The organism is Variovorax ureilyticus, assembly GCF_050632185.1.
Lineage (GTDB): Bacteria > Pseudomonadota > Gammaproteobacteria > Burkholderiales > Burkholderiaceae_C > Variovorax > Variovorax ureilyticus_A.
This window is the reverse complement of the sequence record NZ_CP192579.1, coordinates 143,818-166,735: the sequence shown is the minus strand read 5'-3', so window position 1 is coordinate 166,735 and position 22,918 is coordinate 143,818. Positions and strand designations below refer to the sequence as shown.

The 22,918-nt window shown below is 65.5% G+C and carries 19 protein-coding genes, 4 tRNA genes and 2 pseudogenes; 4 read left to right on the top strand and 21 right to left on the bottom strand.

The features are described 5' to 3' along the window. Nucleotides 1-9 precede the first annotated feature (9 nt). The 18 genes and pseudogenes from rpoB to trpE all read right to left on the bottom strand — a co-directional run bounded on the left by rpoB (nt 10) and on the right by trpE (nt 15,691). Nucleotides 10-4,134 (bottom strand): DNA-directed RNA polymerase subunit beta, encoded by a 4,125-nt coding sequence (gene rpoB / locus ACQ858_RS00785; RefSeq protein WP_431274992.1) that lies wholly within the window; start codon nt 4,132-4,134, stop codon nt 10-12. 260 nt (nt 4,135-4,394) lie between these two features. Further along, nucleotides 4,395-4,769, bottom strand: a complete 375-nt coding sequence (gene rplL, locus ACQ858_RS00780) for a 50S ribosomal protein L7/L12 (protein ID WP_088958186.1) — start codon at nt 4,767-4,769, stop codon at nt 4,395-4,397. Between the two features lie 39 nt (nt 4,770-4,808). Then, nucleotides 4,809-5,339 carry a 50S ribosomal protein L10 gene (gene rplJ, locus ACQ858_RS00775; RefSeq protein WP_431274991.1) on the bottom strand — a complete coding sequence of 177 codons (531 nt, stop codon included), beginning with the start codon at nt 5,337-5,339 and terminating at the stop codon, nt 4,809-4,811. 250 nt (nt 5,340-5,589) lie between these two features. Beyond that, nucleotides 5,590-6,288: a 50S ribosomal protein L1 gene (rplA, locus tag ACQ858_RS00770; RefSeq protein ID WP_431274990.1), complete on the bottom strand. Its 699-nt coding sequence runs from the start codon at nt 6,286-6,288 to the stop codon at nt 5,590-5,592. Beyond that, complete coding sequence (rplK, locus tag ACQ858_RS00765) at nt 6,289-6,720, bottom strand: 50S ribosomal protein L11 (protein ID WP_028252759.1); 432 nt, start codon at nt 6,718-6,720, stop codon at nt 6,289-6,291. It lies immediately after the preceding gene. A 150-nt stretch (nt 6,721-6,870) separates the two neighbouring features. Beyond that, a complete protein-coding gene (gene nusG / locus ACQ858_RS00760; protein WP_093169172.1) occupies nt 6,871-7,467 on the bottom strand; it encodes a transcription termination/antitermination protein NusG in 597 nt (198 codons plus the stop codon). Then, nucleotides 7,468-7,851 carry a preprotein translocase subunit SecE gene (secE, locus tag ACQ858_RS00755; RefSeq protein WP_431274989.1) on the bottom strand — a complete coding sequence of 128 codons (384 nt, stop codon included), beginning with the start codon at nt 7,849-7,851 and terminating at the stop codon, nt 7,468-7,470. Nucleotides 7,852-7,953: 102 nt separating this feature from the next. Then, a tRNA-Trp gene (locus ACQ858_RS00750) sits at nt 7,954-8,029 on the bottom strand. Nucleotides 8,030-8,043: 14 nt separating this feature from the next. Further along, nucleotides 8,044-9,237 (bottom strand): elongation factor Tu, encoded by a 1,194-nt coding sequence (gene tuf / locus ACQ858_RS00745; RefSeq protein ID WP_431274395.1) that lies wholly within the window; start codon nt 9,235-9,237, stop codon nt 8,044-8,046. 74 nt (nt 9,238-9,311) lie between these two features. Next, nucleotides 9,312-9,386 (bottom strand) — tRNA-Thr (locus ACQ858_RS00740). Between the two features lie 38 nt (nt 9,387-9,424). Then, nucleotides 9,425-9,498, bottom strand: a tRNA-Gly gene (locus tag ACQ858_RS00735). Nucleotides 9,499-9,608: 110 nt separating this feature from the next. Further along, nucleotides 9,609-9,694: transfer RNA gene (locus tag ACQ858_RS00730), tRNA-Tyr, on the bottom strand. Nucleotides 9,695-9,837: 143 nt separating this feature from the next. Then, nucleotides 9,838-10,536, bottom strand: a complete 699-nt coding sequence (locus ACQ858_RS00725) for a uracil-DNA glycosylase (RefSeq protein ID WP_431274988.1) — start codon at nt 10,534-10,536, stop codon at nt 9,838-9,840. 82 nt (nt 10,537-10,618) lie between these two features. Continuing rightward, complete coding sequence (trpC, locus tag ACQ858_RS00720; RefSeq protein WP_431274987.1) at nt 10,619-11,419, bottom strand: indole-3-glycerol phosphate synthase TrpC; 801 nt, start codon at nt 11,417-11,419, stop codon at nt 10,619-10,621. A 15-nt stretch (nt 11,420-11,434) separates the two neighbouring features. After that, entirely contained in the window at nt 11,435-12,463 is a 1,029-nt protein-coding gene (trpD, locus tag ACQ858_RS00715) for an anthranilate phosphoribosyltransferase (protein WP_431274986.1), read from the bottom strand. Nucleotides 12,464-12,515: 52 nt separating this feature from the next. After that, nucleotides 12,516-13,571, bottom strand: a complete 1,056-nt coding sequence (ltaE, locus tag ACQ858_RS00710) for a low-specificity L-threonine aldolase (RefSeq protein WP_431274985.1) — start codon at nt 13,569-13,571, stop codon at nt 12,516-12,518. Between the two features lie 7 nt (nt 13,572-13,578). Further along, nucleotides 13,579-14,163 carry an aminodeoxychorismate/anthranilate synthase component II gene (locus ACQ858_RS00705; RefSeq protein ID WP_431274984.1) on the bottom strand — a complete coding sequence of 195 codons (585 nt, stop codon included), beginning with the start codon at nt 14,161-14,163 and terminating at the stop codon, nt 13,579-13,581. Nucleotides 14,164-14,189: 26 nt separating this feature from the next. Further along, nucleotides 14,190-15,691, bottom strand: a pseudogene (trpE, locus tag ACQ858_RS00700) (anthranilate synthase component I). 283 nt (nt 15,692-15,974) lie between these two features. Between trpE and ACQ858_RS00695 the strand changes: the two are divergent. Next, nucleotides 15,975-16,565 (top strand): chalcone isomerase family protein, encoded by a 591-nt coding sequence (locus ACQ858_RS00695; protein ID WP_431274983.1) that lies wholly within the window; start codon nt 15,975-15,977, stop codon nt 16,563-16,565. An 11-nt stretch (nt 16,566-16,576) separates the two neighbouring features. Here the strand turns inward: ACQ858_RS00695 and ACQ858_RS00690 are convergent, their stop codons facing one another. Further along, on the bottom strand, nt 16,577-17,254 hold the full coding sequence (locus ACQ858_RS00690) for a phosphoglycolate phosphatase (RefSeq protein ID WP_431274982.1): 678 nt from the start codon (nt 17,252-17,254) through the stop codon (nt 16,577-16,579). Between the two features lie 105 nt (nt 17,255-17,359). After that, nucleotides 17,360-18,034 (bottom strand): LuxR C-terminal-related transcriptional regulator, encoded by a 675-nt coding sequence (locus ACQ858_RS00685; protein WP_431274981.1) that lies wholly within the window; start codon nt 18,032-18,034, stop codon nt 17,360-17,362. Between the two features lie 247 nt (nt 18,035-18,281). Between ACQ858_RS00685 and ACQ858_RS00680 the strand changes: the two genes are divergently transcribed. The 3 genes from ACQ858_RS00680 to ACQ858_RS00670 are packed head-to-tail and all read left to right on the top strand — an operon-like array spanning nt 18,282 to nt 20,755. Next, a complete protein-coding gene (locus tag ACQ858_RS00680; protein WP_431274980.1) occupies nt 18,282-19,076 on the top strand; it encodes a DotU family type IV/VI secretion system protein in 795 nt (264 codons plus the stop codon). Then, nucleotides 19,048-19,608, top strand: a complete 561-nt coding sequence (locus tag ACQ858_RS00675; protein WP_431274979.1) for a hypothetical protein — start codon at nt 19,048-19,050, stop codon at nt 19,606-19,608. The genes ACQ858_RS00680 and ACQ858_RS00675 overlap by 29 nt, the downstream gene beginning before the upstream one ends. A 7-nt stretch (nt 19,609-19,615) precedes the next feature. Next, on the top strand, nt 19,616-20,755 hold the full coding sequence (locus ACQ858_RS00670) for a type VI secretion system protein (protein ID WP_431274978.1): 1,140 nt from the start codon (nt 19,616-19,618) through the stop codon (nt 20,753-20,755). A gap of 15 nt (nt 20,756-20,770) precedes the next feature. Here ACQ858_RS00670 and fusA read toward each other — a convergent pair. Continuing rightward, nucleotides 20,771-22,833 (bottom strand): annotated as a pseudogene (gene fusA / locus ACQ858_RS00665) (elongation factor G). Between the last annotated feature and the right edge of the window lie 85 nt (nt 22,834-22,918).

The following is a 22,918-nucleotide window of genomic DNA, read 5'->3' as shown; positions in this document are numbered from 1 at the left end:
CCCTTCCAATTACGAACGCTCGAGCTCGATGTCGAGACCCAGCGAACGGATTTCCTTGACCAGCACATTGAACGATTCCGGCATGCCGGCTTCGATCGAGTGCTCGCCCTTGACGATGCTTTCGTAGACCTTGGTGCGGCCTTGCACGTCGTCGGACTTCACGGTCAGCATTTCCTGCAGGACGTAGGAAGCGCCGTAGGCTTCGAGCGCCCACACTTCCATTTCCCCGAAACGCTGGCCGCCGAACTGCGCCTTGCCGCCGAGCGGCTGCTGCGTGACCAGCGAGTACGGGCCGGTCGAGCGGGCGTGCATCTTGTCGTCCACCAGGTGGTGCAGCTTCAGGAAGTGCATGTAGCCGACGGTGACCGGGCGCTCGAAACGCTCGCCGGTGCGGCCGTCGTACAGGTACGCCTGCGTGCGGGTTTCGGTCAGACCCTTGAGCTTGGCGACGTCGTCCGGGTAGGCAAGCTTCAGCATGCCCCGGATTTCCTCTTCCGAGGCACCGTCGAACACCGGCGTCGCGAAGGGCACGCCCTGCGACAGGTTCTGCGCCATTTCGATCACGTCGGTATCGGAGAGCGCGCTGAGCTCTTCCTTGCGGCCCGAGCCGTTGTACAGGTCCTCGAAGAACTTGCGCAGTTCGGCCACCTTGGCCTCTGCCTGCAGCAGGTCGCCGATGCGCTGGCCGACGCCCTTGGCGGCCCAGCCCAGATGCACTTCCAGCACCTGGCCCACGTTCATCCGCGAAGGCACGCCCAGCGGATTCAGGCAGATGTCGCACGGCGTGCCGTCGGCCATGTGCGGCATGTCTTCGACCGGAACGATCTTCGACACCACACCCTTGTTGCCGTGACGGCCGGCCATCTTGTCGCCGGGCTGCAGGCGGCGCTTGACGGCCAGGTAGACCTTGACCATCTTGAGCACGCCCGCGGGCAGTTCGTCGCCTTGCGTGAGCTTCTTGCGCTTTTCCTCGAACGCGAGGTCGAAGCTGTGGCGGGTCTGCTCGAGCGAGTTCTTGATCGACTCGAGCTGCGCGGCCACATCGTCTTCCGCCGGACGGATGTCGAACCAGTGGAACTTCTCGATCGACGACAGGTAGGCCTTGTCGAGCTTGGTGCCCTTGGCGAGCTTGTTCGGACCGCCGTTGGCGACCCGGCCCGTCAGCAGCTTCTCGATGCGGTCGAACGCGTCGGCTTCGACGATGCGAAGCTGGTCGTTCAGGTCGAGGCGGAAGCGCTTGAGTTCGTCGTCGATGATCTGCTGGGCGCGCTTGTCGCGCGTGATGCCTTCGCGCGTGAACACCTGCACGTCGATCACGGTGCCTTGCGAGCCCTGATCCACACGCAGCGAGGTGTCCTTCACGTCGGAAGCCTTCTCGCCGAAGATCGCGCGCAGCAGCTTCTCTTCCGGTGTCAGCGTGGTCTCGCCCTTCGGCGTGACCTTGCCCACCAGCGTGTCGCCCGGCTGCACTTCGGCGCCGACATAGATGATCCCGGATTCGTCCAGGCGGTTGAGCTGCTGCTCGGCCAGGTTCGGGATGTCGCGCGTGATTTCCTCGGCGCCCAGCTTGGTGTCACGGGCCATCACCACGAGCTCCTCGATGTGGATCGAGGTGTAGCGGTCTTCGGCCACGACGCGCTCGCTGATCAGGATCGAGTCTTCGAAGTTGTAGCCGTTCCAGGGCATGAAGCCGATCAGCATGTTCTGGCCGAGCGCGAGCTCGCCCAGGTCGGTCGACGCGCCGTCGGCGATCACGTCGCCCTTGGCGATCTTGTCGCCGCGCTTGACGATCGGACGCTGATGGATGTTCGTGTTCTGGTTCGAACGCTGATACTTGATCAGGTTGTAGATGTCCACGCCGACTTCACCGGCGGCCGCTTCCGCGTCGTTCACGCGCACCACGATGCGGGTCGCGTCGACATAGTCGACGACGCCACCGCGGGTCGCGGTCACGACGGTGCCCGAGTCGACCGCGGAGACGCGCTCGATGCCGGTGCCGACGAACGGCTTTTCGGGACGCAGCACAGGCACGGCCTGACGCTGCATGTTGGCGCCCATCAATGCGCGGTTCGCGTCGTCGTGCTCGAGGAACGGCACGAGCGAGGCAGCCACCGACACGATCTGCGCGGGCGACACGTCCATGTACTGGACGCGCTCGGCGCTCACGAGGATCGATTCGCCGGTTTCCCGGGCGGAAACGAGGTCGCCGGTCAGCTTGCCGTCCTTGTCGAGCGCGGCGTTGGCCTGCGCGATCACGTACTTGCCTTCCTCGATGGCCGACAGGTAGTCGATCTCGTTCGTGACCTTGCTGTCCACCACGCGGCGGTACGGCGTCTCGATGAAGCCGTACTCGTTGAGGCGGGCATACAGAGCCAGCGAATTGATCAGGCCGATGTTCGGGCCTTCAGGCGTTTCGATCGGGCAGACGCGGCCGTAGTGCGTGACGTGCACGTCACGCACTTCGAAGCCGGCGCGCTCGCGGGTCAGACCGCCCGGGCCGAGGGCCGACACACGGCGCTTGTGCGTGATCTCGGACAGCGGGTTCGTCTGGTCCATGAACTGCGACAGCTGCGAGGCACCGAAGAACTCCTTCAGCGCGGCCGAGATCGGCTTGCTGTTGATCAGGTCGTGCGGCATCAGCGGCTCTTGCTCGGCCTGACCCAGACGCTCCTTCACGGCCTTCTCGATACGCGCAAGCCCGGTGCGGTACTGGTTCTCGGCCAGTTCGCCGACGCAACGCACGCGGCGGTTGCCGAGGTGGTCGATGTCGTCGACTTCGCCACGGCCGTTGCGCAGGTCGACGAGGATCTTGACCACGGCCAGGATGTCTTCGTTCGCAAGGACCATCGGGCCGGTCGATTCATCGCGACCGACCTTGGCGTTGAACTTCATCCGGCCGACGCGCGACAGGTCGTAGGTGTCGGGGTTGTAGAACAGGCGCTGGAACAGGGCCTGCACCGCGTCTTCCGTCGGCGGCTCGCCGGGGCGCATCATGCGGTAGATCGCCACGCGCGCCGCGAACTCGTCCGCGGTTTCGTCGATGCGCAAGGTTTGCGAGATGTACGCGCCCTGGTCGAGTTCGTTGGTGTAGATCGCCTGGACGTCCTGCACGCCGGCAGCGCGCAGCTTCTTCAGCAGCGCTTCGGTCAACTCGTCGTTCGCCTTGGCCAGGATTTCGCCCGAGTCGGGATCGACGATGTTGCGGGCGACCACGCGGCCGATCAGGAAGTCTTCCGGCACGCTGATGTGCGTGGTGCCCGACTGCTCGAGCTCGCGCGTGTGACGCGCCGTGACACGCTTGTCCTTGGCGACGACGACCTTGCCCGATTTGTCGGTGATGTCGAAGCGCGCCACTTCGCCGCGCAGGCGCTCGGAGACGAACTCCATCTGAGCGCCGCTGTCCATGAGGCGGAAGTTGTCGTTGACGAAGAAGTTCGCGAGGATCGATTCCGGGTTCAGGCCGATGGCCTTCAGCAGGATCGTCACCGGCATCTTGCGGCGACGGTCGACGCGGAAATACAGCATGTCCTTCGGGTCGAACTCGAAGTCGAGCCACGAGCCGCGGTAGGGAATCACGCGGGCCGAGAACAACAGCTTGCCCGAGCTGTGCGTCTTGCCCTTGTCATGCTCGAAGAACACGCCCGGCGAACGGTGGAGCTGCGACACGATGACGCGCTCGGTACCGTTGATGATGAACGAACCCTTGTCCGTCATGAGCGGCACTTCGCCCATGTAGACCTCTTGCTCCTTCACTTCCTTGACCACCTTCGACTGCGGCGTCGAGGATTCGCGGTCATAGATGATCAGCTGCACCTTGGCGCGGACGGCCGAAGCGAAGGTCAGGCCACGGGTCTGGCACTCGCGCACATCGAAGGCCGGCTTGGCCAGGTTGTACTCGAGGAACTTCATCTCGACGAAGCCGTTGTGCGAGACGATCGGGAACGCCGCGTGGAATGCGGCCTGCAGACCTTCCACCGTGCGCTTCTGCGGCGGGACACCCGCTTGCAGGAACGCGGTGTACGCGTCTTTTTGCATCTGCAGCAGGTAGGGGATTTCGACGACGCTGTCGCGGCTGCCGAAATTCTTTCGGATGCGCTTGCGTTCGGTGTAACTGTACGTGGACGATTGGGCCATGAGAGCTCCGGTGCTTGAGATCTTCAGCGACTTGTCAGCCGCGCTTTCGCGCCGCTGCTTGGCGGCTGGCCACTACCAGCCGTTGGCGGACAGTGATGCGTTGCACATCACCCGAACCAAGGGGTCTTCTGTAGTCGGGGTCAGAAGACACTCAAAAATCGTCTTGATTTACTTGCTACAAGCCGGCTTTTGAGTGCGCTCTGAAAGCGGCAAAGGCTGGAGGGCCTTGCGGCGCACTCCAGCCCTCCAGGGTGACTGAATTACTTCAGTTCCACCTTGGCGCCAGCTTCTTCCAGCTTCTTCTTGGCGGCTTCGGCATCTGCCTTCGGCAGGCCTTCCTTGACAGCCTTCGGAGCGGCTTCGACCAGGTCCTTGGCTTCCTTGAGGCCCAGGCCGGTGATTTCGCGGACCGCCTTGATCGCGCCGACCTTGTTCGAGCCGGCTTCGAGCAGCACCACGTTGAACTCGGTCTTTTCTTCAGCGGCCGGAGCGGCTGCGCCACCAGCGGCAGCCGGGGCGGCCATTGCAGCGGCGCTCACGCCGAACTTCTCTTCGATGGCTTTCACCAGGTCGTTGAGTTCCAGGACCGTCATGCTGTCGAGCGCGGTCAGAAATGCGTCTTTATCGAATGCCATTTTTGTTTCCTAAAAATATGTTGGATCGAAAGTCGCCGCTTAGGCAGCGACTCCCTCTGCGGAAGCTTCCGCCTGCGTTTCGCCACCACCACGCTTCTCGGCGAGCGCGGCCAGGACACGGGCCGTGCGCGAGATCGGGGATTGCATCAAGCCCAGCAGCTGCGCCAGCAACACTTCCTTCGAAGGAATGTTGGCCAGTTGCTTCACGCCGTCGACGTCCAGGGCCTTGCCACCGAATGCGCCACCGCGGATCACCAACTTGTCGTTGGTCTTCGCGAAATCGGCCACCACCTTCGCGGCAGCCACGGCGTCTTCGGAGAAGCCATAGATCAGCGGACCGGTCATCTGGTCGCCGACGATCTCAAACGCGCTGCCAGCCACAGCACGGCGGGCCAGCGTGTTCTTCAACACGCTGAGGCTCACACCCTTGCTGCGCGCTTCGGTGCGCAGTTTGGTCATATCGGCAACCGTGATGCCACGGTATTCCGCCATCACGAGCGTTTGAGCTTTTGCGGCGAGGCTGGTCACTTCATTGATGACCGCTTCTTTCTCACTGCGATTCAGACTCAAGGTCTACTCCTTTTCAATGCGCCCCTCGACCAAAGTCTCGGAACGCGCTTCATGCAGCGACCAACTGTTCCGGAAACGGGTTCCTTTGCAGCGGGATCGCCATCTGCGCTGGCCGCATCACGGTGGTGAAGCGATTAAGTACAGGCAACCCTGTACGCCAGCGGTCTTGGATGGCCCGAAGCCGCTCGACGCAGCTTCGGCCCACCACATCGCCCGGCGACCTTTTGACGGGCCGCCAGGCAAATTCACATCAGCCCTGGGCGATGGTCTGCGTGTCCACGCGGACACCCACACCCATCGTCGAGGACACCGCCACCTTGCGCAGGTAGACACCCTTGCTCGCGGCCGGCTTGGCCTTGACCAGCGCCTCGATCAGCGCGGCAAGATTGCCCTGGAGCTTGTCGTTCTCGAACGAGCGGCGGCCGATCGTGCCGTGGATGATCCCGGCCTTGTCGACACGGAACTGCACCTGGCCGGCCTTCGCGTTCTTGACCGCGGTGGCGACGTCGGGCGTCACGGTACCGACCTTGGGGTTCGGCATGAGACCGCGCGGACCCAGGATCTGACCCAGGGTACCCACGACGCGCATGGCGTCCGGAGCGGCGATCACGACGTCGAAAGGCATGTCGCCGGCCTTCACCTGAGCGGCGAGGTCGTCCATGCCGACGATGTCGGCGCCAGCGGCCTTGGCTTCCTCGGCCTTGGCACCCTGCGCGAACACGGCAACGCGCTTGGTCTTGCCGGTGCCGTTCGGCATCACGACGGCGCCACGCACCACCTGGTCCGACTTCTTGGCATCGATGCCGAGCTGCACCGCGACGTCGATCGACTCGTCGAACTTGGCCGTGGCGGCTTCCTTCACGATGCCGAGCGCGTCAGCCAGCGCGTAGAGCTTGTTGCTGTCGACCTTGCCTGCGAGGGCCTTTTGCTTCTTGGTGATCTTGGCCATTTACACGCCCTCCACATTCACGCCCATCGAGCGCGCCGAACCGGCGATGGTGCGAACTGCCGCGTCCAGGTCGGCCGCGGTCAGGTCCTTCATCTTGGTCTTGGCGATTTCTTCGAGCTGTGCGCGCGTGATCTTGCCGACCTTGTCGGTGTGCGGACGTGCAGAACCCTTCTCGAGCTTGATGGCCTTCTTGATCAAGGTGATCGCCGGCGGCGTCTTGATGATGAAGGTGAAGCTCTTGTCAGCGAACGCGGTGATGACCACCGGCAGCGGCAGACCGGGCTCGACGCCCTGGGTCTGCGCGTTGAACGCCTTGCAGAATTCCATGATGTTCAAACCGCGCTGGCCCAGTGCGGGGCCGATCGGCGGCGACGGATTGGCTTTACCAGCTGGCACTTGCAGCTTGATGAAGCCGACGATTTTCTTCGCCATGCTTTTCTCCTTGCGGGTAATGACGCGTTGGCCTTCTCGGCCTCAGCTCCCCGGGGTTGATGACTCTTTCCAACCAAGATTCACGCCGAGTCGGAGGAACGTGAACCACACAAGTTCAAGGCCAGGGCACCTGGCCCTGTTTTCACCTGCTTATGTCTTTTCGACCTGCGCAAACTCGAGTTCGACCGGCGTGGCACGACCAAAAATCATGACCGACACGCGAACCTTGTTCTTTTCGTAGTTGACTTCCTCGACCGTGCCGTTGAAGTCGGTGAACGGACCTTCCTTGACACGCACGAACTCACCGACGACGAACTCGACCTTATGGCGCGGCTTCTCGGTGCCCTGCTGCATCTGGCTGACGATGTCCTCGACTTCCTTCTGCGAAATCGGGGCAGGCCGATTCTTCGCGCCGCCAACGAAACCTGTCACCTTGTTGGTGTGCTTCACGAGGTGCCAGCTCTCGTCGTCCATGATCATTTCGACCAGGACGTAGCCGGGGAAGAAGCGGCGCTCCGTCGTGCGCTTCTGACCGTTCTTGACCTCGACCACTTCTTCCGTCGGAACCAGGATTCGGCCAAACTTGTCTTGCATCCCGGCGCGCGTGATCCGCTCCGTGATGTTCCGCTCCACGGCCTTCTCCATGCCGGAGTACGCATGCACCACATACCAGCGGAAGTCGGGATTGGCGGCCGGAGCCAGCACATGCCCGCCCTCCGGTGCAACGTCGATGGCGTCGTCAGTCATTTACTTTCTCCAGCCCAGAATGAGATCAAAAAACACCCATTCGAGCGTCTTGTCGGTAAGCCAGAGGAAGATCGACATGATCGCCACGAAGGCAAACACGTATGCCGTCATCTGGATCGCCTCTTTGCGGGTCGGCCAGACAACCTTCTTGACCTCGCGCCACGAGTCGCGACCGAACGCCCACAACTGACGACCACCCTCCGAACTCGCAAACACCCCGACGGCGGCAGCAAGGCCGACCAGCAAGGCACCCCACTGCACCAGCGCGCCCTGCCGGGTCAGCAGATAGAACGCCGCAATGGCCGCCACAACCAGGACGACAGCCGTCGCCAGCTTGGCCTTGTCAGCACCTGTGCTTACGGTTTCGATTTGAGAAGAAGCCATCTTGGGCACTATTCCTGAAGCCTTTCGGCTTCTATTTCAATGCGTCTGCTGAGACGCCGAAGCCCGTCAGGACATGACGGGCTTTCTGGGTCCACCCTCAGGTGGCAGGGGCAGTAGGAATCGAACCTACAACCTTCGGTTTTGGAGACCGACGCTCTGCCAATTGAGCTATACCCCTTCGCGATTCCTAAATCAGATGTCGAGGATCTTGGCCACGACGCCCGAGCCGACGGTGCGGCCGCCTTCGCGGATTGCGAAGCGCAGGCCTTCTTCCATGGCGATCGGGTTGATCAGCTTCACCGTGATGGACACGTTGTCGCCGGGCATGACCATTTCCTTGTCCTTGGGCAACTCGATCGAGCCGGTCACGTCCGTCGTGCGGAAGTAGAACTGCGGGCGATAGTTGTTGAAGAACGGCGTGTGGCGCCCGCCTTCGTCCTTGCTCAGCACATACACCTCGGCGGTGAAGTGCGTGTGCGGCTTGATCGAACCGGGCTTGCACAGCACCTGGCCGCGCTCGACTTCTTCGCGCTTCGTGCCGCGCAGCAGCACGCCCACGTTGTCGCCCGCCTGGCCCTGGTCCAGCAGCTTGCGGAACATTTCCACGCCCGTGCAGGTGGTCTTCTGGGTCGGGCGGATACCGACGATCTCGATTTCATCGCCCACCTTGATGATGCCGCGCTCGACCGCGCCGGTCACCACCGTGCCGCGACCGGAGATCGAGAACACGTCTTCCACAGGCATCAGGAACGTGCCGTCCACCGCGCGCTCGGGCGTGGGGATGTAGCTGTCCAGCGCCTCGGCCAGCTTCATGATCGAGCCTTCGCCCAGCTCGCCCTTGTCGCCTTCCAGCGCCAGCTTGGCCGAGCCGTGGATGATCGGGGTCGCATCGCCGGGGAACTCGTACTTGTCGAGCAGTTCGCGAACTTCCATCTCGACCAGCTCGAGCAGTTCCTTGTCGTCCACCATGTCGCACTTGTTCAGGTAGACGATGATGTAGCCCACGCCCACCTGGCGGGCCAGCAGGATGTGCTCGCGGGTCTGGGGCATCGGGCCGTCAGCGGCCGAGCACACCAGGATCGCGCCGTCCATCTGGGCAGCACCCGTGATCATGTTCTTCACATAGTCGGCGTGGCCGGGGCAATCGACGTGCGCGTAGTGGCGGTTGGCCGTCTCGTACTCGACGTGCGCGGTGTTGATCGTGATGCCGCGCGCCTTTTCTTCGGGCGCCGCGTCGATCTGGTCGTAGGCCTTGGCTTCGCCGCCGAACTTCGCCGACAGCACCGTCGCGATCGCCGCCGTCAGAGTCGTCTTGCCATGGTCAACGTGACCAATCGTGCCCACGTTCACGTGCGGCTTCGTGCGGGTGAATTTTCCTTTTGCCATTTTCTCGACTCCGAAAAATAACTAGATCAACACACTGACATGGGGTTGCAGCCACCAGACTGCAACCCCAAAACTGGTGCCCATTGCGGGAATCGGACCCGCGACCTCTCCCTTACCAAGGGAGTGCTCTACCACTGAGCCAAATGGGCGAAATTCAAAACAACCTACACAGCGCCAACGGACCTTTTGGAGCGGGAGACGGGAATCGAACCCGCGTCATTAGCTTGGAAGGCTAGGGTTCTACCATTGAACTACTCCCGCATTGCGACACGATCTTTCCAGACCCGATCACACCGCATCGCGGTCAGAGCCGCCGCCTCGCTCAGCTCCGCACATCACATTCAAGCGCTCTCTCAAAAATCCATTTTCGCTGGTGGAGAGGGCTGGATTCGAACCAGCGTACTCGTAAGAGGGCAGATTTACAGTCTGCTGCCATTAACCACTCGGCCACCTCTCCGGCGAACCTCGAAATATAGCACGTTTACCAGCCTGCGTCGATGACAGTTTGGTGATTCCGGCCACTGCTCCGCGCCCGCACATCACGCGCCGGCGTTTCGCTTCGAGCCTTGGATTCTCGCATGAAATCAATCACTTACAGCGTCACACGCGCTGGGCGTCGCGCCAGGCCCTCGCCTCGCCGAAGTGACCACATCCGATGAATGGCACCGGCGGACGCATCGCAGACAAGGGCGATGGATGGTTGGCCATCAGCACCTTGTGACGAGTTGTATCGATCAACGATCGCTTGCTCTGCGCATGCGATCCCCAGAGCATGAACACGCTCGGGCGCCCCTCGTTCGCGACGTGGCGGATCACCGCATCGGTCAGGACTTCCCAGCCCCGGCCGGAATGGCTGGCCGGGCGCCCCTCCTCCACCGTCAGGCAGGTATTGAGCAGCAGAACGCCGTGCGTTGCCCAGTTGACGAGGCTGCCGCCGGGATCCGGGAACCTGGGCGGCTTCGCGCCCAGATCTCGCTCGAGCTCCTTGAAGATGTTGCGCAGCGACGGCGGCATCGGCACGCCGGGCGCCACCGAGAAAGCAAGGCCCTCAGCCTGACCACGCCCGTGATAGGGGTCCTGGCCCAGGATCACGACGCGAACGTCCTCGGGCGGCGTCAACTCCAGCGCCCGCAGCGGACGTGGCGGGAAGATCACCGCGCCCGCATCGAGCCGATCCTGCAGAAAGCCCAGCAGCCTCTGCCCGACCGGGCCGCCAAAGAACTCGTCGACCAACGGCTGCCAGCCGGGCGCCACGGGCCAGTCGGCCGGATGACAGCTGCCCAGTTGGTCCGCGCTCATTCGAGCCCCCACGCTCGGCACTTCGCGTCCTCGCTGCCCCCCGAGGGGGCGCGAGCTTGCTTGGGGCGGCCCGGCGCGGCGCTCAACGGAACATCTCCGCCAGCGCTTCGCCCGGCTCGTCGGCGCGCATGAACGCCTCGCCGACCAGGAAGGCATGGACGCCTGCCGCACGCAGCTTCGCGACATCCTCGCGCGACGAAATGCCCGATTCGGTCACGAGCAGCCGTCCTTCCGGCACCTCTGCCAGCAGATCGATCGTCGTCTGGATCGACACCTCGAAGGTGCGCAGATTGCGGTTGTTGACGCCGATCAGTGGCGTGCGCAGCTTCAGCGCGCGCTCGAGCTCGGCGCGGTCGTGCACTTCGACCAGCACCGCCATGCCCAGCCCGGCCGCGATCGCCTCGTAGTCGCGCATCTGGGCGTCGTCGAGGCATGCAGCGATGAGCAGGATCGCATCGGCGCCGATCGACCGCGCCTCGTAGACCTGGTAGGCGTCGACGATGAAGTCCTTGCGCAGCACCGGCAGATCGCACGAGGCGCGGGCCTGCTTCAGGTAGTCGATGCCGCCCTGGAAGAACTGGCGATCGGTCAGCACCGACAGGCAGGCTGCGCTGACCTTGCCATCACCCGCCGCATAGCTTTGCGCGATGTCGGCAGGAACGAAGTCCGGTCGCAGCACGCCCTTGCTCGGGCTCGCCTTCTTGATCTCCGCGATCACGGCGGCCGCGCCAGCGTCGATCTTCGAGCGCAAGGCACCGACGAAATCGCGCGTGAGCACCCGGCTTTCCGCGTCGAAGCGGATGGCTTCGAGCGATGTCCGTTTTTTCGCCGCCGCGACTTCCTCGCGCTTGACGGCAACAATCTTCTCGAGGATGTCCGACATGGTGCGCCGCCCTCCTCAAGCCGCCGCGGCCGTGGCCGCGACGAGCTCCGCGAGCTTGGCCTTCGCCGCGCCGGACTCGAGCGCCGCGCGCGATTTCTCGATGCCGGCCGCGATGGAGTCCGACACGCCGGCCGCGTACAACGCAGCACCCGCGTTCAGCAGGACGATGTCGCGCGCAGGGCCCGGCTTGTTGTCGAGCACGCCGAGCAGCATCTCGCGCGACTGATCGGGCGTCTCGACGCGCAGCGTGCGGTTGCTCGACATGGAAAAGCCGAAATCCTCGGGGTGGAGCTCGTATTCGCGCACCTCGCCGTCCTTGAGTTCGCCGACCATGGTGGCGGCGCCAAGGGAGATCTCGTCCATGCCGTCGCGGCCGTAGACGACGATCGCGTGTTCCGCGCCCAGTCGCTGCAACGCGCGAACCTGGATGCCGACGAGATCCGGGTGAAACACGCCCATCAGGATGTTGGGCGCCCCCGCCGGGTTGGTGAGCGGACCCAGGATGTTGAAGATGGTCTTGATGCCGAGCTCCTTGCGCACCGGCGCGACGTTCTTCATCGCCGGATGGTGGTTCGGCGCGAACATGAAGCCGATGCCCACGTCGGTGATGCACTTGGCGATCTGCTCGGGCTTCAGGTTGATGTTGACGCCCAGCGACTCGAGCACGTCGGCGCTGCCCGACTTGCTGCTCACGCTGCGACCGCCGTGCTTGCTGACCTTGGCGCCCGCCGCCGCGGCGACGAACATCGAGCAGGTCGAGATGTTGAAGGTGTGCGAACCGTCGCCACCGGTGCCCACGATGTCCACGAGGTGCGTGGTGTCCGCGACCGGCACCTTGGTCGAGACCTCGCGCATCACCTGCGCGGCCGCGGTGATCTCGCCGATGGTTTCCTTCTTGACGCGCAGGCCGGTGATCAGCGCCGCCATCATCACCGGCGAGCATTCGCCGCTCATGATGAGCCGCATGATGTGCAGCATCTCGTCGTGGAAGACTTCGCGGTGCTCGATGGTGCGCTGCAGCGCTTCCTGGGGGGTAATGGGCATGAGGATGTCTCGCTCGGTTCGGTGGATCGGGTCGTTGCGGGAGGCGGTCAGCTCAGGCATGGAAGAAGTTCCGGATGGCGCCGATGGCGCGGTCGATGCCGCTTGCGTCGACGTCGAGATGGGTCGCGAAGCGCAGCCGGTAGAGACCGGTGGCCAGCACGCCGTGTTGCTTCAGGTGCGCCAGCAGCTCGGCCGAACGGTGGCGCGCTTCGCCCTCCAGGTCGACGAACAGCAGGTTGGTCTGCGGCGCCTCGACGCGCAGCTCGGGAATGCCGGCCAGGCCGTCCGCCAACCTCCGTGCCAGTTCATGGTCCTGCGCGAGCCGGTCGATGTGATGCTCGAGCGCATGGGAGGCCGCCGCAGCCAGCACGCCGGCCTGCCGCATGCCGCCGCCGGCCATCTTGCGGATGCGATGGGCGCGCGCGATGAACTCGCGCGTGCCACACAGCGCAGAGCCCACGGGAGCGCCAAGACCCTTGCTGAAGCAGACCGACACGCTGTCGAAGCAGCTGGCGATCCGCCGGGCTTCCCCTCGCACGTCGGAGCCGACCTGCGCGGCCTGCGCCGTGGCCGCGTTGAAAAGGCGGGCCCCGTCGAGGTGGCGGCCGAGGCCTTTCCGACGCGCCAGTTCCGTGGCCTGCTGCACATACGCAAACGGCAGCAGCTTGCCGCCGATCGTGTTTTCGAGCGCGAGAAGCCGCGTGCGCGCAAAGTGCGCGTCATCGGGCTTGATCGCCGCCTCGATGGCCTCGAGCGCGATCGTGCCGTCCGGCTGGTGATCGAGCGGCTGCGGCTGCACGCTGCCGAACACCGCCGCGCCGCCGCCTTCCCAGCGATAGCAATGCGCCTGCTGGCCGACGATGTATTCGTCGCCGCGCTGGCAATGCGCCAGGACCGCACAGAGGTTGCTCTGCGTGCCGGTGGGCACGAACAGTGCCGCCTCGAAGCCCAGCATGCCGGCGATCTGCGCCTGCAGTGCGTTCACGCTGGGGTCGTCGCCGAACACGTCGTCGCCGAGCGGGGCGGCCATCATCGCTTCGCGCATGGCGGCGGTGGGCCGGGTCACGGTGTCGCTGCGCAGGTCGATCACATTCGTTGAAGTCGTCATGTCGCCCTCACGCGAGGAAGTTCTTCAGCATGGCATGGCCGTGCTCGGTCAGGATGGATTCCGGATGGAATTGCACGCCCTCGATGCGCACCTCGTGCGCAAAGCCGGTGTGCCGCACGCCCATGATTTCGCCGTCGTCCGTCCAGGCGGTGATCGCCAGTTCGGGCGGACAGGTGGCGCGCTCGATGGCCAGCGAGTGATAGCGGTTGACGCTGAACTTCTCGGGCAGCCCGGCGAAGACACCCTCGCGGGTGGTCGTGATCTGGCTGGTCTTGCCGTGCATCAGTTCCCTCGCCCGGACCACCTTGCCGCCGAAGGCCGCGCCGATCGACTGATGGCCCAGGCATACGCCGAGGATCGGCAGCCGCCCCGCGAATTCGCGAATCGCGGCGACGGACACGCCCGCTTCCGCAGGCGAACACGGCCCCGGCGAGATCACCAGCCGCCCGACCCCGCCGGCGATCCGCTCGCGCAGTTCGTCCAGCGTGATTTCATCGTTGCGGAACACCTCGACATCGGCGCCCAGTTCGCCGAAGTACTGCACCAGGTTGTAGGTGAAGCTGTCGTAGTTGTCGATCATCAAGAGCTTCATGGCCTGACTCCGATCCGATCCGCCGTTCATTCCAGTCCCTCCTCGACGAGTTCAGCGGCGCGCAGCAGCGCGCGCGCCTTGGCCTCCGTCTCCTTCCATTCGAGCTCGGGCACCGAATCGGCAACCACGCCGGCTGCCGCCTGCACGTGCAGCATCTGGTCCTTGACGATGCCGGTGCGGATCGCGATCGCCACGTCCATGTCGCCCGCATAGCTGATGTAGCCGCAGGCGCCGCCGTAGATGCCGCGCTTGGTCGGCTCGAGCTGGTCGATCAGCTCCATCGCATGCACCTTGGGCGCACCGGTCAGCGTGCCGGCCGGGAAGGTGGCCTTGAGCACGTCGATGGCGGTCATGCCGTCCTTGAGCGTGCCTTCGACGTTGCTCACGATGTGCATCACGTGGCTGTAGCGCTCGATCGCGAAGGCCTCGGTCACCTTCACCGTGCCGATCTTCGCGATGCGGCCGATGTCGTTGCGGGCGAGGTCGATCAGCATCACATGCTCGGCGCGCTCCTTGGGATCGTTGAGAAGCTCGATCTCCGCGGCCTTGTCGAGTTCGGGCGATGCGCCGCGCGGCCGGGTGCCGGCAAGCGGGCGGATGGTGATCTTCTGTTCGCCCTCGCCGGTGTGCTCCTGCCGCACGAGGATCTCGGGCGACGCGCCGACCACCTGGAAATCCCCCAGGTCGTAGTAGTACATGTAGGGGAAGGGTTCAGCGACCGCAGCGCGCGATACAGCGACAGCGGCGACTCGGTGTAGCGCTTGCTGATGCGCTGGCCGACCTGCACCTGCATGAAGTCGCCCGCCGCGATCAGTTCCTTCGCGCGCTCGACGGCGGCCAGGTAGTCGGCCTTGGCGAAGCTGCGCTGCGGCGGATGCGCCTGCGACGGCCGCACCTGCGGCGCGCTCACCGAGTACTTGAGCTGCTCGCGCAACTCGCGCAGCCGGCGCTTGGCGTTGGCGTAGGCCTCCGGCTGCTTCGGGTCGGCGTAGACGATCAGGTAGAGCTTGCCCGACAAGTTGTCGATGACCGCCAGTTCCTCGCACTGCAGGAGCAGGATGTCCGGGCAGCCGAGGGTATCGGGCGGGCAGGTCTTTTCGAGTTTCTTCTCGATGTGGCGGACCGCGTCGTAGCCGAAGTAGCCGGCCAGCCCGCCGCAGAACCGCGGCAGCCCTGGCCGCAGGGCGACCTTGAAGCGCTGTTGGTACGCTGCAACGAAGTCGAGCGGATTGCCTGAGACTTTTTCCACGACTTTGCCGTCCGTAACGACTTCGGTCACGGCCTCCGATCCGAAGCCGGAAGCTCTCAGGAAGGTGCGCGCCGGCAGGCCGATGAAGCTGTAGCGGCCGAAGCGTTCGCCGCCCACGACCGACTCCAGCAGGAAGCTGTTACGGCCGTTGTCCTTGGTGTAGGCGAGCTTGAGGTAAAGGGAAAGGGGAGTCTCGAGGTCGGCAAAGGCCTCGACCATCAGCGGAATGCGGTTGTAGCCCTGCGCGCTGAGGCTTTTGAATTCGAGTTCGGTGATCACGGGTGGGGTCTCCGTCTGCCAGCGGACGCTCCTCGGTCGCTGGCGGTTCATCCAGTTTGGCCGATCAGCGTGGCTGAGGGCCGCGGGCGCACGGCGTGCGCCGTGCAATCAAGCAAGCAACGTCGATGGCCAACGCCAAGGCCAGGCTCCCCGGCTGCCTTGACCTGTCTGGATGACGTGATGAATGAACATGGAATCGGGAGTTTAGCCGAGGGACAACGGGTATACAAAAAGATACATTGAGTTTATTAACTTGCATCTTGTCCCTCACAGGAACACCTCCATGCCCAAGTCCGCCCTTCGCCGCGCCGTCGCGCTGACCACCTTCGCCCTGGTGTCGCTCGCCGCCTCGGCCACGCCGATCGACGTGGCGGGCGTCAAGCTCGACGACGCCATCGACGTCCACGGCACCAAGCTGCAGCTCAACGGCGCCGGGGTTCGCTACAAGGCGGTGTTCAAGGTCTACACGGCCGGCCTCTACCTCGGCAAGAAGGTGGGCACGCCCGAGGAGGTGCTGGCGGCGCCGGGCGCCAAGCGCATCACGATCACCATGCTGCGCGACATCGACGCCAACGAGCTCGGCAAGCTCTTCACGCGCGGCGTGGAAGACAACTCGCCCAAGAACGAGATGTCGCAACTGATCCCCGGGCTGCTGCGCATGAGCGGCATCTTTTCCGATCAGAAGCAGCTCAGGACCGGCGACAACTTCACCATCGACTGGGTGCCCGGCAGCGGCACCGTCATCTCGGTCAAGGGCGCTGCACAGGGCGAGCCGATCAAGGAACAGGCCTTCTTCAATGCGCTCGCGCGCATCTGGCTCGGCCCCAGCCCCGCCGACTGGAAACTCAAGGACGCCCTGCTCGGAAAGGGCTGAGCCCCGCCCGGTCAGCGCAACGCGGCCAGTTCGGCCAGCGAGTCGACGAAGCCGTCCGCGTCCACGCCACGCACGGGCTCGCCGTGGTTGTAGCCATAGCTCACGAGCACGACGGGACATCCCGCCGCACGCGCGGCCTTCGCGTCGTTGCTGGAGTCGCCGACCATCAGCGTGCGCGCGGGCAGCGTTGCCAGCGCTTCGCAGGCCTTGAGCAGCGGCAGCGGGTCGGGCTTCTTCCGCTCGAAGGCGTCGCCGCCGAACATCACCTCGAAGAATCCATCGAGCCCCTTGGCCGCCAGCAGCGGGCGCGCGAAGGCGGTCGGCTTGTTGGTCAGGCATGCGAGGCGCAGGCCACGCGCTCGCAAGGCGGTCAGGCCTTCGACCACACCGGCATAGACGTCCGCGTGCTGCCCGTTGATGGCGAGGTAGTGGTGCTGGTAGCGGGGCCGGGCGCGATCGAACCATGCGTCGCCGTCGTCCGACGTGCCGCGCACATGCCGGAGCACGGAATGGATCAGGTGCTCCGACCCCTTGCCCACCATCCGCTCCACCGTCGCCCCGTCGATGCGCGGCAGCGCGAGCTCGTCGAGCATGCGGTTGAGCGAGACGACGAAGTCGCCGATGGTGTCGACCAGCGTGCCGTCGAGATCGACGATCGCCGCATCGAAATTTGAAAGTTCCAGCGTCATGCCCAAAGGATAAAGCCAGGAATCCCGCGGAACCGGCTCTGCCGGGCCGCCGGGATTGCCCCCTCGAAGGGGTGGAGAGCGACACGAAGTGCGCGAGCCTGGGGGTCAAGCCTCAGTCAATGACTGCGCAGCCACCACCGCCTCGGTCCGGTTGCGCACGTTGAGCGCACGGAAGATCGCCGCGAGGTGGATCTTGACGGTGCCTTCGCTGATGCCGAGCGCGCGCCCGATCAGCTTGTTCGGCTTGCCTTGCGAGAGCAGTTGCAGCACCTCGACCTGCCGCTCGGTCAACACGTTGCGCAGGTGTTCGAGGGTCTGGGCTCCGCCCGTCGCGCTGGCGCGGTGCGCCGCATCCGAGCCGGGTATTCCGGCGATGACGCCGGGCGGCACCGACGACAGCATCATCGGCGGCACGTAGACGCCGCCCGCGAGCACCAGCCGCACGGCGGAGAGCATGACTTCGGGCGAATACGCCTTGGGAATGAACCCGAGCACCCCGCGCTCCAGCGCACTGCGCATGACGGCCGGATCTTCATAGCCCGACAGCACGATGACGGGCACCGCCGGATGCCGGCGGCGGATTTCGTCGATGTGGGCCTGCCCCTCGGCGCCCGGCATGTTCAGGTCGATCATGGCCAGGTCGATGTCGTCGGACGCACCGGCGAGCAATTCGTCGACGCTCATGGCCAACACGAATTCGATGTCGGCTTGGATCTCCGACAGTTTGGCCTTGACCGCTTCGATGACGAGCCGGTGGTCGTCGGCGATCAGGATTTTCATGGCTTACCCCAGCGTCAGTGATGAACTCAGCGGGTCGAAGATACCGGCGAAACCGGCGCGCAGCAAGGCGGATTCGCTTTCCGAACGACATAGCACCCAAGCGGTATGGCGCGGGCGGAGGCGCGTGGAAGAATCAATTCGTATTCAAAAACGACAGGGGATATCGGCATGCGGGGCATGTGCCATCGATGCAGGCGCGGTCGCAGCGCTTCCCCCGTCGCCGGCGACATCTAGCCGCGAGCACCGCATGACGCGCCTGCTCGACTGCTTTTCGGCCCTGCTTTCCTTCGGGCTGGCCCTGGATGCCTCCATCGCCGCCGGCCGGGCCGGCTCCACCTGCGAAGAGGCGCAGCGCCGGGCGATCGAGCTGCTCGACGAAGCCCGTGCGGCGGCCGAGCGCCTGGGAAAGTCCGCCGGGCAGATCGATTCGGCTCTGTTCGCGATGGTCGCGTGGATCGACGAAATCCTCTCGCGCCATCCCGGCTGCGAAGCCGCGGTCGCACCGCTGCAGATGCGGCTCTTCAATTCGAGCAACGCCCAGACCGAGTTCTTCCACCACCTCTCGGCGCTGCCGGCCGACGAGCAGGAAGTTCGCGAGGTCTACTGGCATGCGCTGGCGCTGGGCTTCAAGGGCCAGTACTACTTCGAGAGCGACGACAACGGCGAACTCGGCAAACTCAAGGACCTGCACGGGCAGCAGCTCGCCATCCGCCCCGCGTCGCTCGACACGCTCGCGGAAGACCGCATCACGCCGCAGCCCTACGGCGTGCCCGATCCGCCAGTGCCCGCGGGACCCGCAGAGCCGCAAGCGCGCCCTGCTGCGCACCGTCGCGGCGCTGGCGGTGGCGGTGCCGCTCGCCTACCTGACCACACATCTGCTGACCCACTCCAGGGAGACGCCGCTCACGCTGGTCCAGCGCGTGGAGCAGCAGGTGCAGACCTACGCCTGCGCGGATCTTTCCGCGACGCAGACTCCGGAGGGCGTCATCCGCGTCAGCGGCTGGGTTCCGACCATGGAGGACGTGGCCCGCGTCCAGCGTGAGGTGCGCGGATTGCCCGGCGTGACCGAAACGAGCTTCGACCTGCGCCTGCGCGTCTGGCCGCACTGCGAGGTGGTCGAGATCCTGAAGCCCTACCAGGCGCGCAACCGCGAACTGGGGCACGGGCTCAAGGCCGAGGCGACGAGCGCGCACAAGGGACAGCTTCGCGAAGGCGATCCGGTGCTGTTCCGCGTCACCGGCCCCAATTACGACGGCTACCTCCGGATCGACTACTACACGGCCGACGGCGCGGTGATGCACCTCAAGGCCGGCCGCGGGCAACCCCTGGTGCGCGCGGGCGAGACCGTCGAGCTGGGTCGCGACATCCCGTCGAGCTGGCTGGTCGCGCCGCCCTTCGGCACGGTGCTGCTGGCCACGCTCTCCTCGCCGGTGCCTTTCAGCGAGGCCACGGAACGCCCTCCCTTCGAGCTGGCGTCCGCCTACCTGCAGCAGTTGCGCGAGTCGCTGGCGGCGGGCGAGTTCGGCGCCCGCGTGATCGCCGACACCCTGTTTCTCGAAACCGTTCCGCGCTGAGGCAGCGATGAGCCAGTTGCCGCCGATCCCCGTGCAGTTCTGGACGCTGCTGGCGCTTTGCCTCCTCGCGCTCCTGAGCCTCTGGTGGGTGCTCCTCGGCTCGGGCCGGGCCGCGCGACGCCGCTGCCTGCGCGCGCTGATCGCCGCGACCACGCCGGGCGGCGCGGCGGCCCTCGCTCCAGCGGAGGACGCCGCGATCCAGCGGTCGCTCGCGCAGCAGGTTCCACCGCTGCAACCCGCATCGTCCGGGGCGCCGCGGCGCAGCATGCTCTACACGACGCCATGGTTCCTTTTCGTCGGCGACGCATCGGCAAAGGTGACGGAGCTGCTCACGCTGGCGAGCGGCCAGCCGGCGGCACAGGACGCCCCGCCCAGCGGCCGACCGTTCTGGCGCTGGCACCGGCTGCCTTCGATGATCGCGATCGACGTGCACCCGGCCGTGCTGACCGACCCGCCGGACCCGCGCGAGCGCAGCCTCTGGTATCGCGCGCTGCTGGAACTGGCCGAGCGCCGCAAGCGCCTGCCGCTCAACGGCATCGTGGCGTGCGTGAGTGCATCGATGCTCCTCGAACCCGCGCGCGTGAGGAGCGAACTGGCCCGCCGCCTGCGCGCCCTGATCCACGAAGCGGCGGAGCATTTGCGGATCCAGTTGCCGGTGTACCTCGTGGTGACCGGCCTGGAGCGGCTCGACGGTTTCGAGGCGCTGCGCGGGGCCCTGCCGGCCGGCGTGCTCGAACAGGCCCTCGGGCACCGGCTGCACAACGGCGCGGCGCCGCGCGCAGCAGCCGACACGCAACTCGACGAGCTCTACGGCGAGATCATGCAGCGCATGTACGCGCTGCGCATGGCGCTGTTCCGGGCCGAGCGCAATCCTGCGCAACGGTATGCCATCCATGTCTTCGTGGAGCAGTTGCGGTCGCTGCAGCCGGGGCTGCGCTCGACGGCCGATGTGCTGTTCGGCTACGGCGCCGGGCCGAGGTCACCGCGCTGGCGCGGCCTCTACTTCACCGCCACGCCATCGAACGGCAGCGCCGGCGCCTTTGCGCAGGATCTGTTCATGCGCTTTCTTCCCTCCGACCAGCCGCTGGCGCACTCGCGCCGTCCCGGCTCGGCGAGCGACAGCGACTTCGCTTCGACACGGATGTGATCCGCGTCGAAGCCCTCAGTCGTCCTCGCGCACGCGGTGCTGGCTCGTCAAGGTCTGCTGGATCGCGGGCGGCACCGCTTCGTAGTGCGACAGCACGATGGTGTAGCGACCCTGCCCGCTGGTCATCGCATTGAGTCGCGACTGGTAGCTCGCGAGCTCCGACATCGGCACCTGCCCCTTGATGACGACGGTGCCGGCTGCGAGGCTCGAGGTGCCGGTGACCAGCCCGCGCCGCGACGACAGGTCGCCGGTCACGTCGCCCATGGCTCCGTCGGGCGCGGCGATCTCGATCTGCACGATCGGTTCGAGCACGATGGGCCGCGCGTCCCGGATGGCCGCCATGAAGGCCTTGCGGCCCGCCGTGGCGAAGGCGATGTCCTTGCTGTCGACGCTGTGGTGCTTGCCGTCGTAGACCACCACGCGCACATCCACCACCGGATAGCCGGCAATGGCGCCGGTCTGGAGCACCTCGCGCACGCCCTTCTCGACGGCCGGAATGAACTGCCCCGGGATCGTTCCGCCCTTCACCTGATCGACGAACTCGAAGCCTTCCCCGCGGCCCATTGGCTCGATGCGCAGGAACACTTCGCCGAACTGGCCCGCGCCGCCGGTCTGCTTCTTGTGCCGATGATGCCCCTCGGCCGGCGAGGTCACGGTCTCGCGGTAGGCGATGCGCGGCGGCCGCGTGTTGACCTCGAACTTGTAGACCTCGCGCAGCCGCTCGAGCAGCACGCGCAGGTGCAGCTCGCCGAGCCCGTACACCACCGTCTCATTGGTGGCGGCCACGTGCTCGACGCGCAGGCAAGGGTCCTCGCCGACCAGCTTGCCGAGGATTTCCCACATCCGTTGCTCGTCGCCGTGCCGCTTGGGCTCGATCGCCGAGGCCGTGCACCGGCACGGGGAAGTCGAGCGGCGCCAGATGCACGTGGTCATCCTCGGCCGCATCGTGCAGCACCGAGTCGAACCTGATCTCGTCCACCTTCGCGACCGCCACGATGTCGCCGGGCAGTGCCCGCGCGACTTCGACATGGTCCTTGCCTTGCAGCATGAAGAGATGGCCCACCTTGAAGGGCTTGCGGCCGTCGCCCACGTAGAGCAGGCTGTCGCGCGTGACCGTACCCTGGTGCACGCGGAAGATGCCCATCTTGCCGACGTACGGGTCCACCGTGACCTTGAAGACGTGCGCGAGCACGTGCAGCGACGGGTCCGGCTTCGCTTCCATCGGCCTCGGCGGCGGCGCCCTCGCCCAGAAGGAAGTCCGGCGGATTCGCTTCGGTCGGGTCGGGCAGCAGCTTGACGATCACGTCGAGCAGCTCGGCAATACCCGCGCCGGTGCGCGCGGAGACGAAGCACACCGGGATCAGGTGCCCTTCGCGCAGCGCCTGTTCCAGCGGCGCATGCAATTCGGCGGGGTCCACGTCGCCATCGTTGAGATAGCGGTCCACGAAGGCGGCGTCGACCTCGACCACCTGCTCCACCAGCGCGCGATGCGCCGCATCGACCGGGCCGAGATCGCTTGCGCCCTCGCGGTTGAAGAAGCAGTCGACCACCCGCGCACCGCCGTCGGCCGGCAGGTTGAGCGGCAGGCATTCGCGCCCGAAGGTCGCCTGGATCTGCTCCAGCAGCGCGGCCAGATTCACGCCCTGCGCATCGATCTTGTTCACGATGACCATGCGCGTCAGGTGGCGCGAGGCCGCGTACTCCATCATTCGCAGCGCCATCTGCTCGATGCCGGTCGAGGCGTTGATGACGATGGCCGCCGTCTCGACCGCTTCGAGGGCGGGCAGGCTCTGGCCGAGGAAATCGGGGCCGCCGGGCGTGTCGATGAAGTGGATGCGCGTGCCGGCATGCGTCAGATGCATGATCGAGGCGTTGAGCGAGTGCTGCATTCGCCGCTCGAGCGGATCGTGATCGCTCACGGTGCTCCCGCGTTCGACGCTGCCCGCCGCGCCGATGGCGCCGCTGCGCTGCAGCATGGCCTCCGCGAGCGTGGTTTTGCCGGAAGCGGACGCTCCGACGAGTGCCAGCGTCCGCACCGCTTCCATTTCGGCCGAGAGGCCGTTCGATCGGCTTGGCATGAGTGGTCTCCTCAACACCCGGGCGACCCAGCGTACGGGATTGACCGGCAGGACGCAAGCCGGGCGCCTGCCGGACAATGGCGGC

Excerpts from the sequence above, each read along its gene's own strand:
- rpoB (WP_431274992.1), bottom strand. The coding sequence starts at position 4,134 with ATGGCCCAATCGTCCACGTACAGTTACACCGAACGCAAGCGCATCCGA.
- rplL (WP_088958186.1), bottom strand. The coding sequence starts at position 4,769 with ATGGCATTCGATAAAGACGCATTTCTGACCGCGCTCGACAGCATGACG.
- rplA (WP_431274990.1), bottom strand. The coding sequence starts at position 6,288 with ATGGCCAAGATCACCAAGAAGCAAAAGGCCCTCGCAGGCAAGGTCGAC.
- rplK (WP_028252759.1), bottom strand. The coding sequence starts at position 6,720 with ATGGCGAAGAAAATCGTCGGCTTCATCAAGCTGCAAGTGCCAGCTGGT.
- nusG (WP_093169172.1), bottom strand. The coding sequence starts at position 7,467 with ATGACTGACGACGCCATCGACGTTGCACCGGAGGGCGGGCATGTGCTG.
- secE (WP_431274989.1), bottom strand. The coding sequence starts at position 7,851 with ATGGCTTCTTCTCAAATCGAAACCGTAAGCACAGGTGCTGACAAGGCC.
- tuf (WP_431274395.1), bottom strand. The coding sequence starts at position 9,237 with ATGGCAAAAGGAAAATTCACCCGCACGAAGCCGCACGTGAACGTGGGC.
- ACQ858_RS00725 (WP_431274988.1), bottom strand. The coding sequence starts at position 10,536 with ATGAGCGCGGACCAACTGGGCAGCTGTCATCCGGCCGACTGGCCCGTG.
- trpC (WP_431274987.1), bottom strand. The coding sequence starts at position 11,419 with ATGTCGGACATCCTCGAGAAGATTGTTGCCGTCAAGCGCGAGGAAGTC.
- trpD (WP_431274986.1), bottom strand. The coding sequence starts at position 12,463 with ATGCCCATTACCCCCCAGGAAGCGCTGCAGCGCACCATCGAGCACCGC.
- ltaE (WP_431274985.1), bottom strand. The coding sequence starts at position 13,571 with ATGACGACTTCAACGAATGTGATCGACCTGCGCAGCGACACCGTGACC.
- ACQ858_RS00705 (WP_431274984.1), bottom strand. The coding sequence starts at position 14,163 with ATGAAGCTCTTGATGATCGACAACTACGACAGCTTCACCTACAACCTG.
- ACQ858_RS00695 (WP_431274983.1), top strand. The coding sequence starts at position 15,975 with ATGCCCAAGTCCGCCCTTCGCCGCGCCGTCGCGCTGACCACCTTCGCC.
- ACQ858_RS00690 (WP_431274982.1), bottom strand. The coding sequence starts at position 17,254 with ATGACGCTGGAACTTTCAAATTTCGATGCGGCGATCGTCGATCTCGAC.
- ACQ858_RS00685 (WP_431274981.1), bottom strand. The coding sequence starts at position 18,034 with ATGAAAATCCTGATCGCCGACGACCACCGGCTCGTCATCGAAGCGGTC.
- ACQ858_RS00680 (WP_431274980.1), top strand. The coding sequence starts at position 18,282 with ATGACGCGCCTGCTCGACTGCTTTTCGGCCCTGCTTTCCTTCGGGCTG.
- ACQ858_RS00675 (WP_431274979.1), top strand. The coding sequence starts at position 19,048 with ATGGAGGACGTGGCCCGCGTCCAGCGTGAGGTGCGCGGATTGCCCGGC.
- ACQ858_RS00670 (WP_431274978.1), top strand. The coding sequence starts at position 19,616 with ATGAGCCAGTTGCCGCCGATCCCCGTGCAGTTCTGGACGCTGCTGGCG.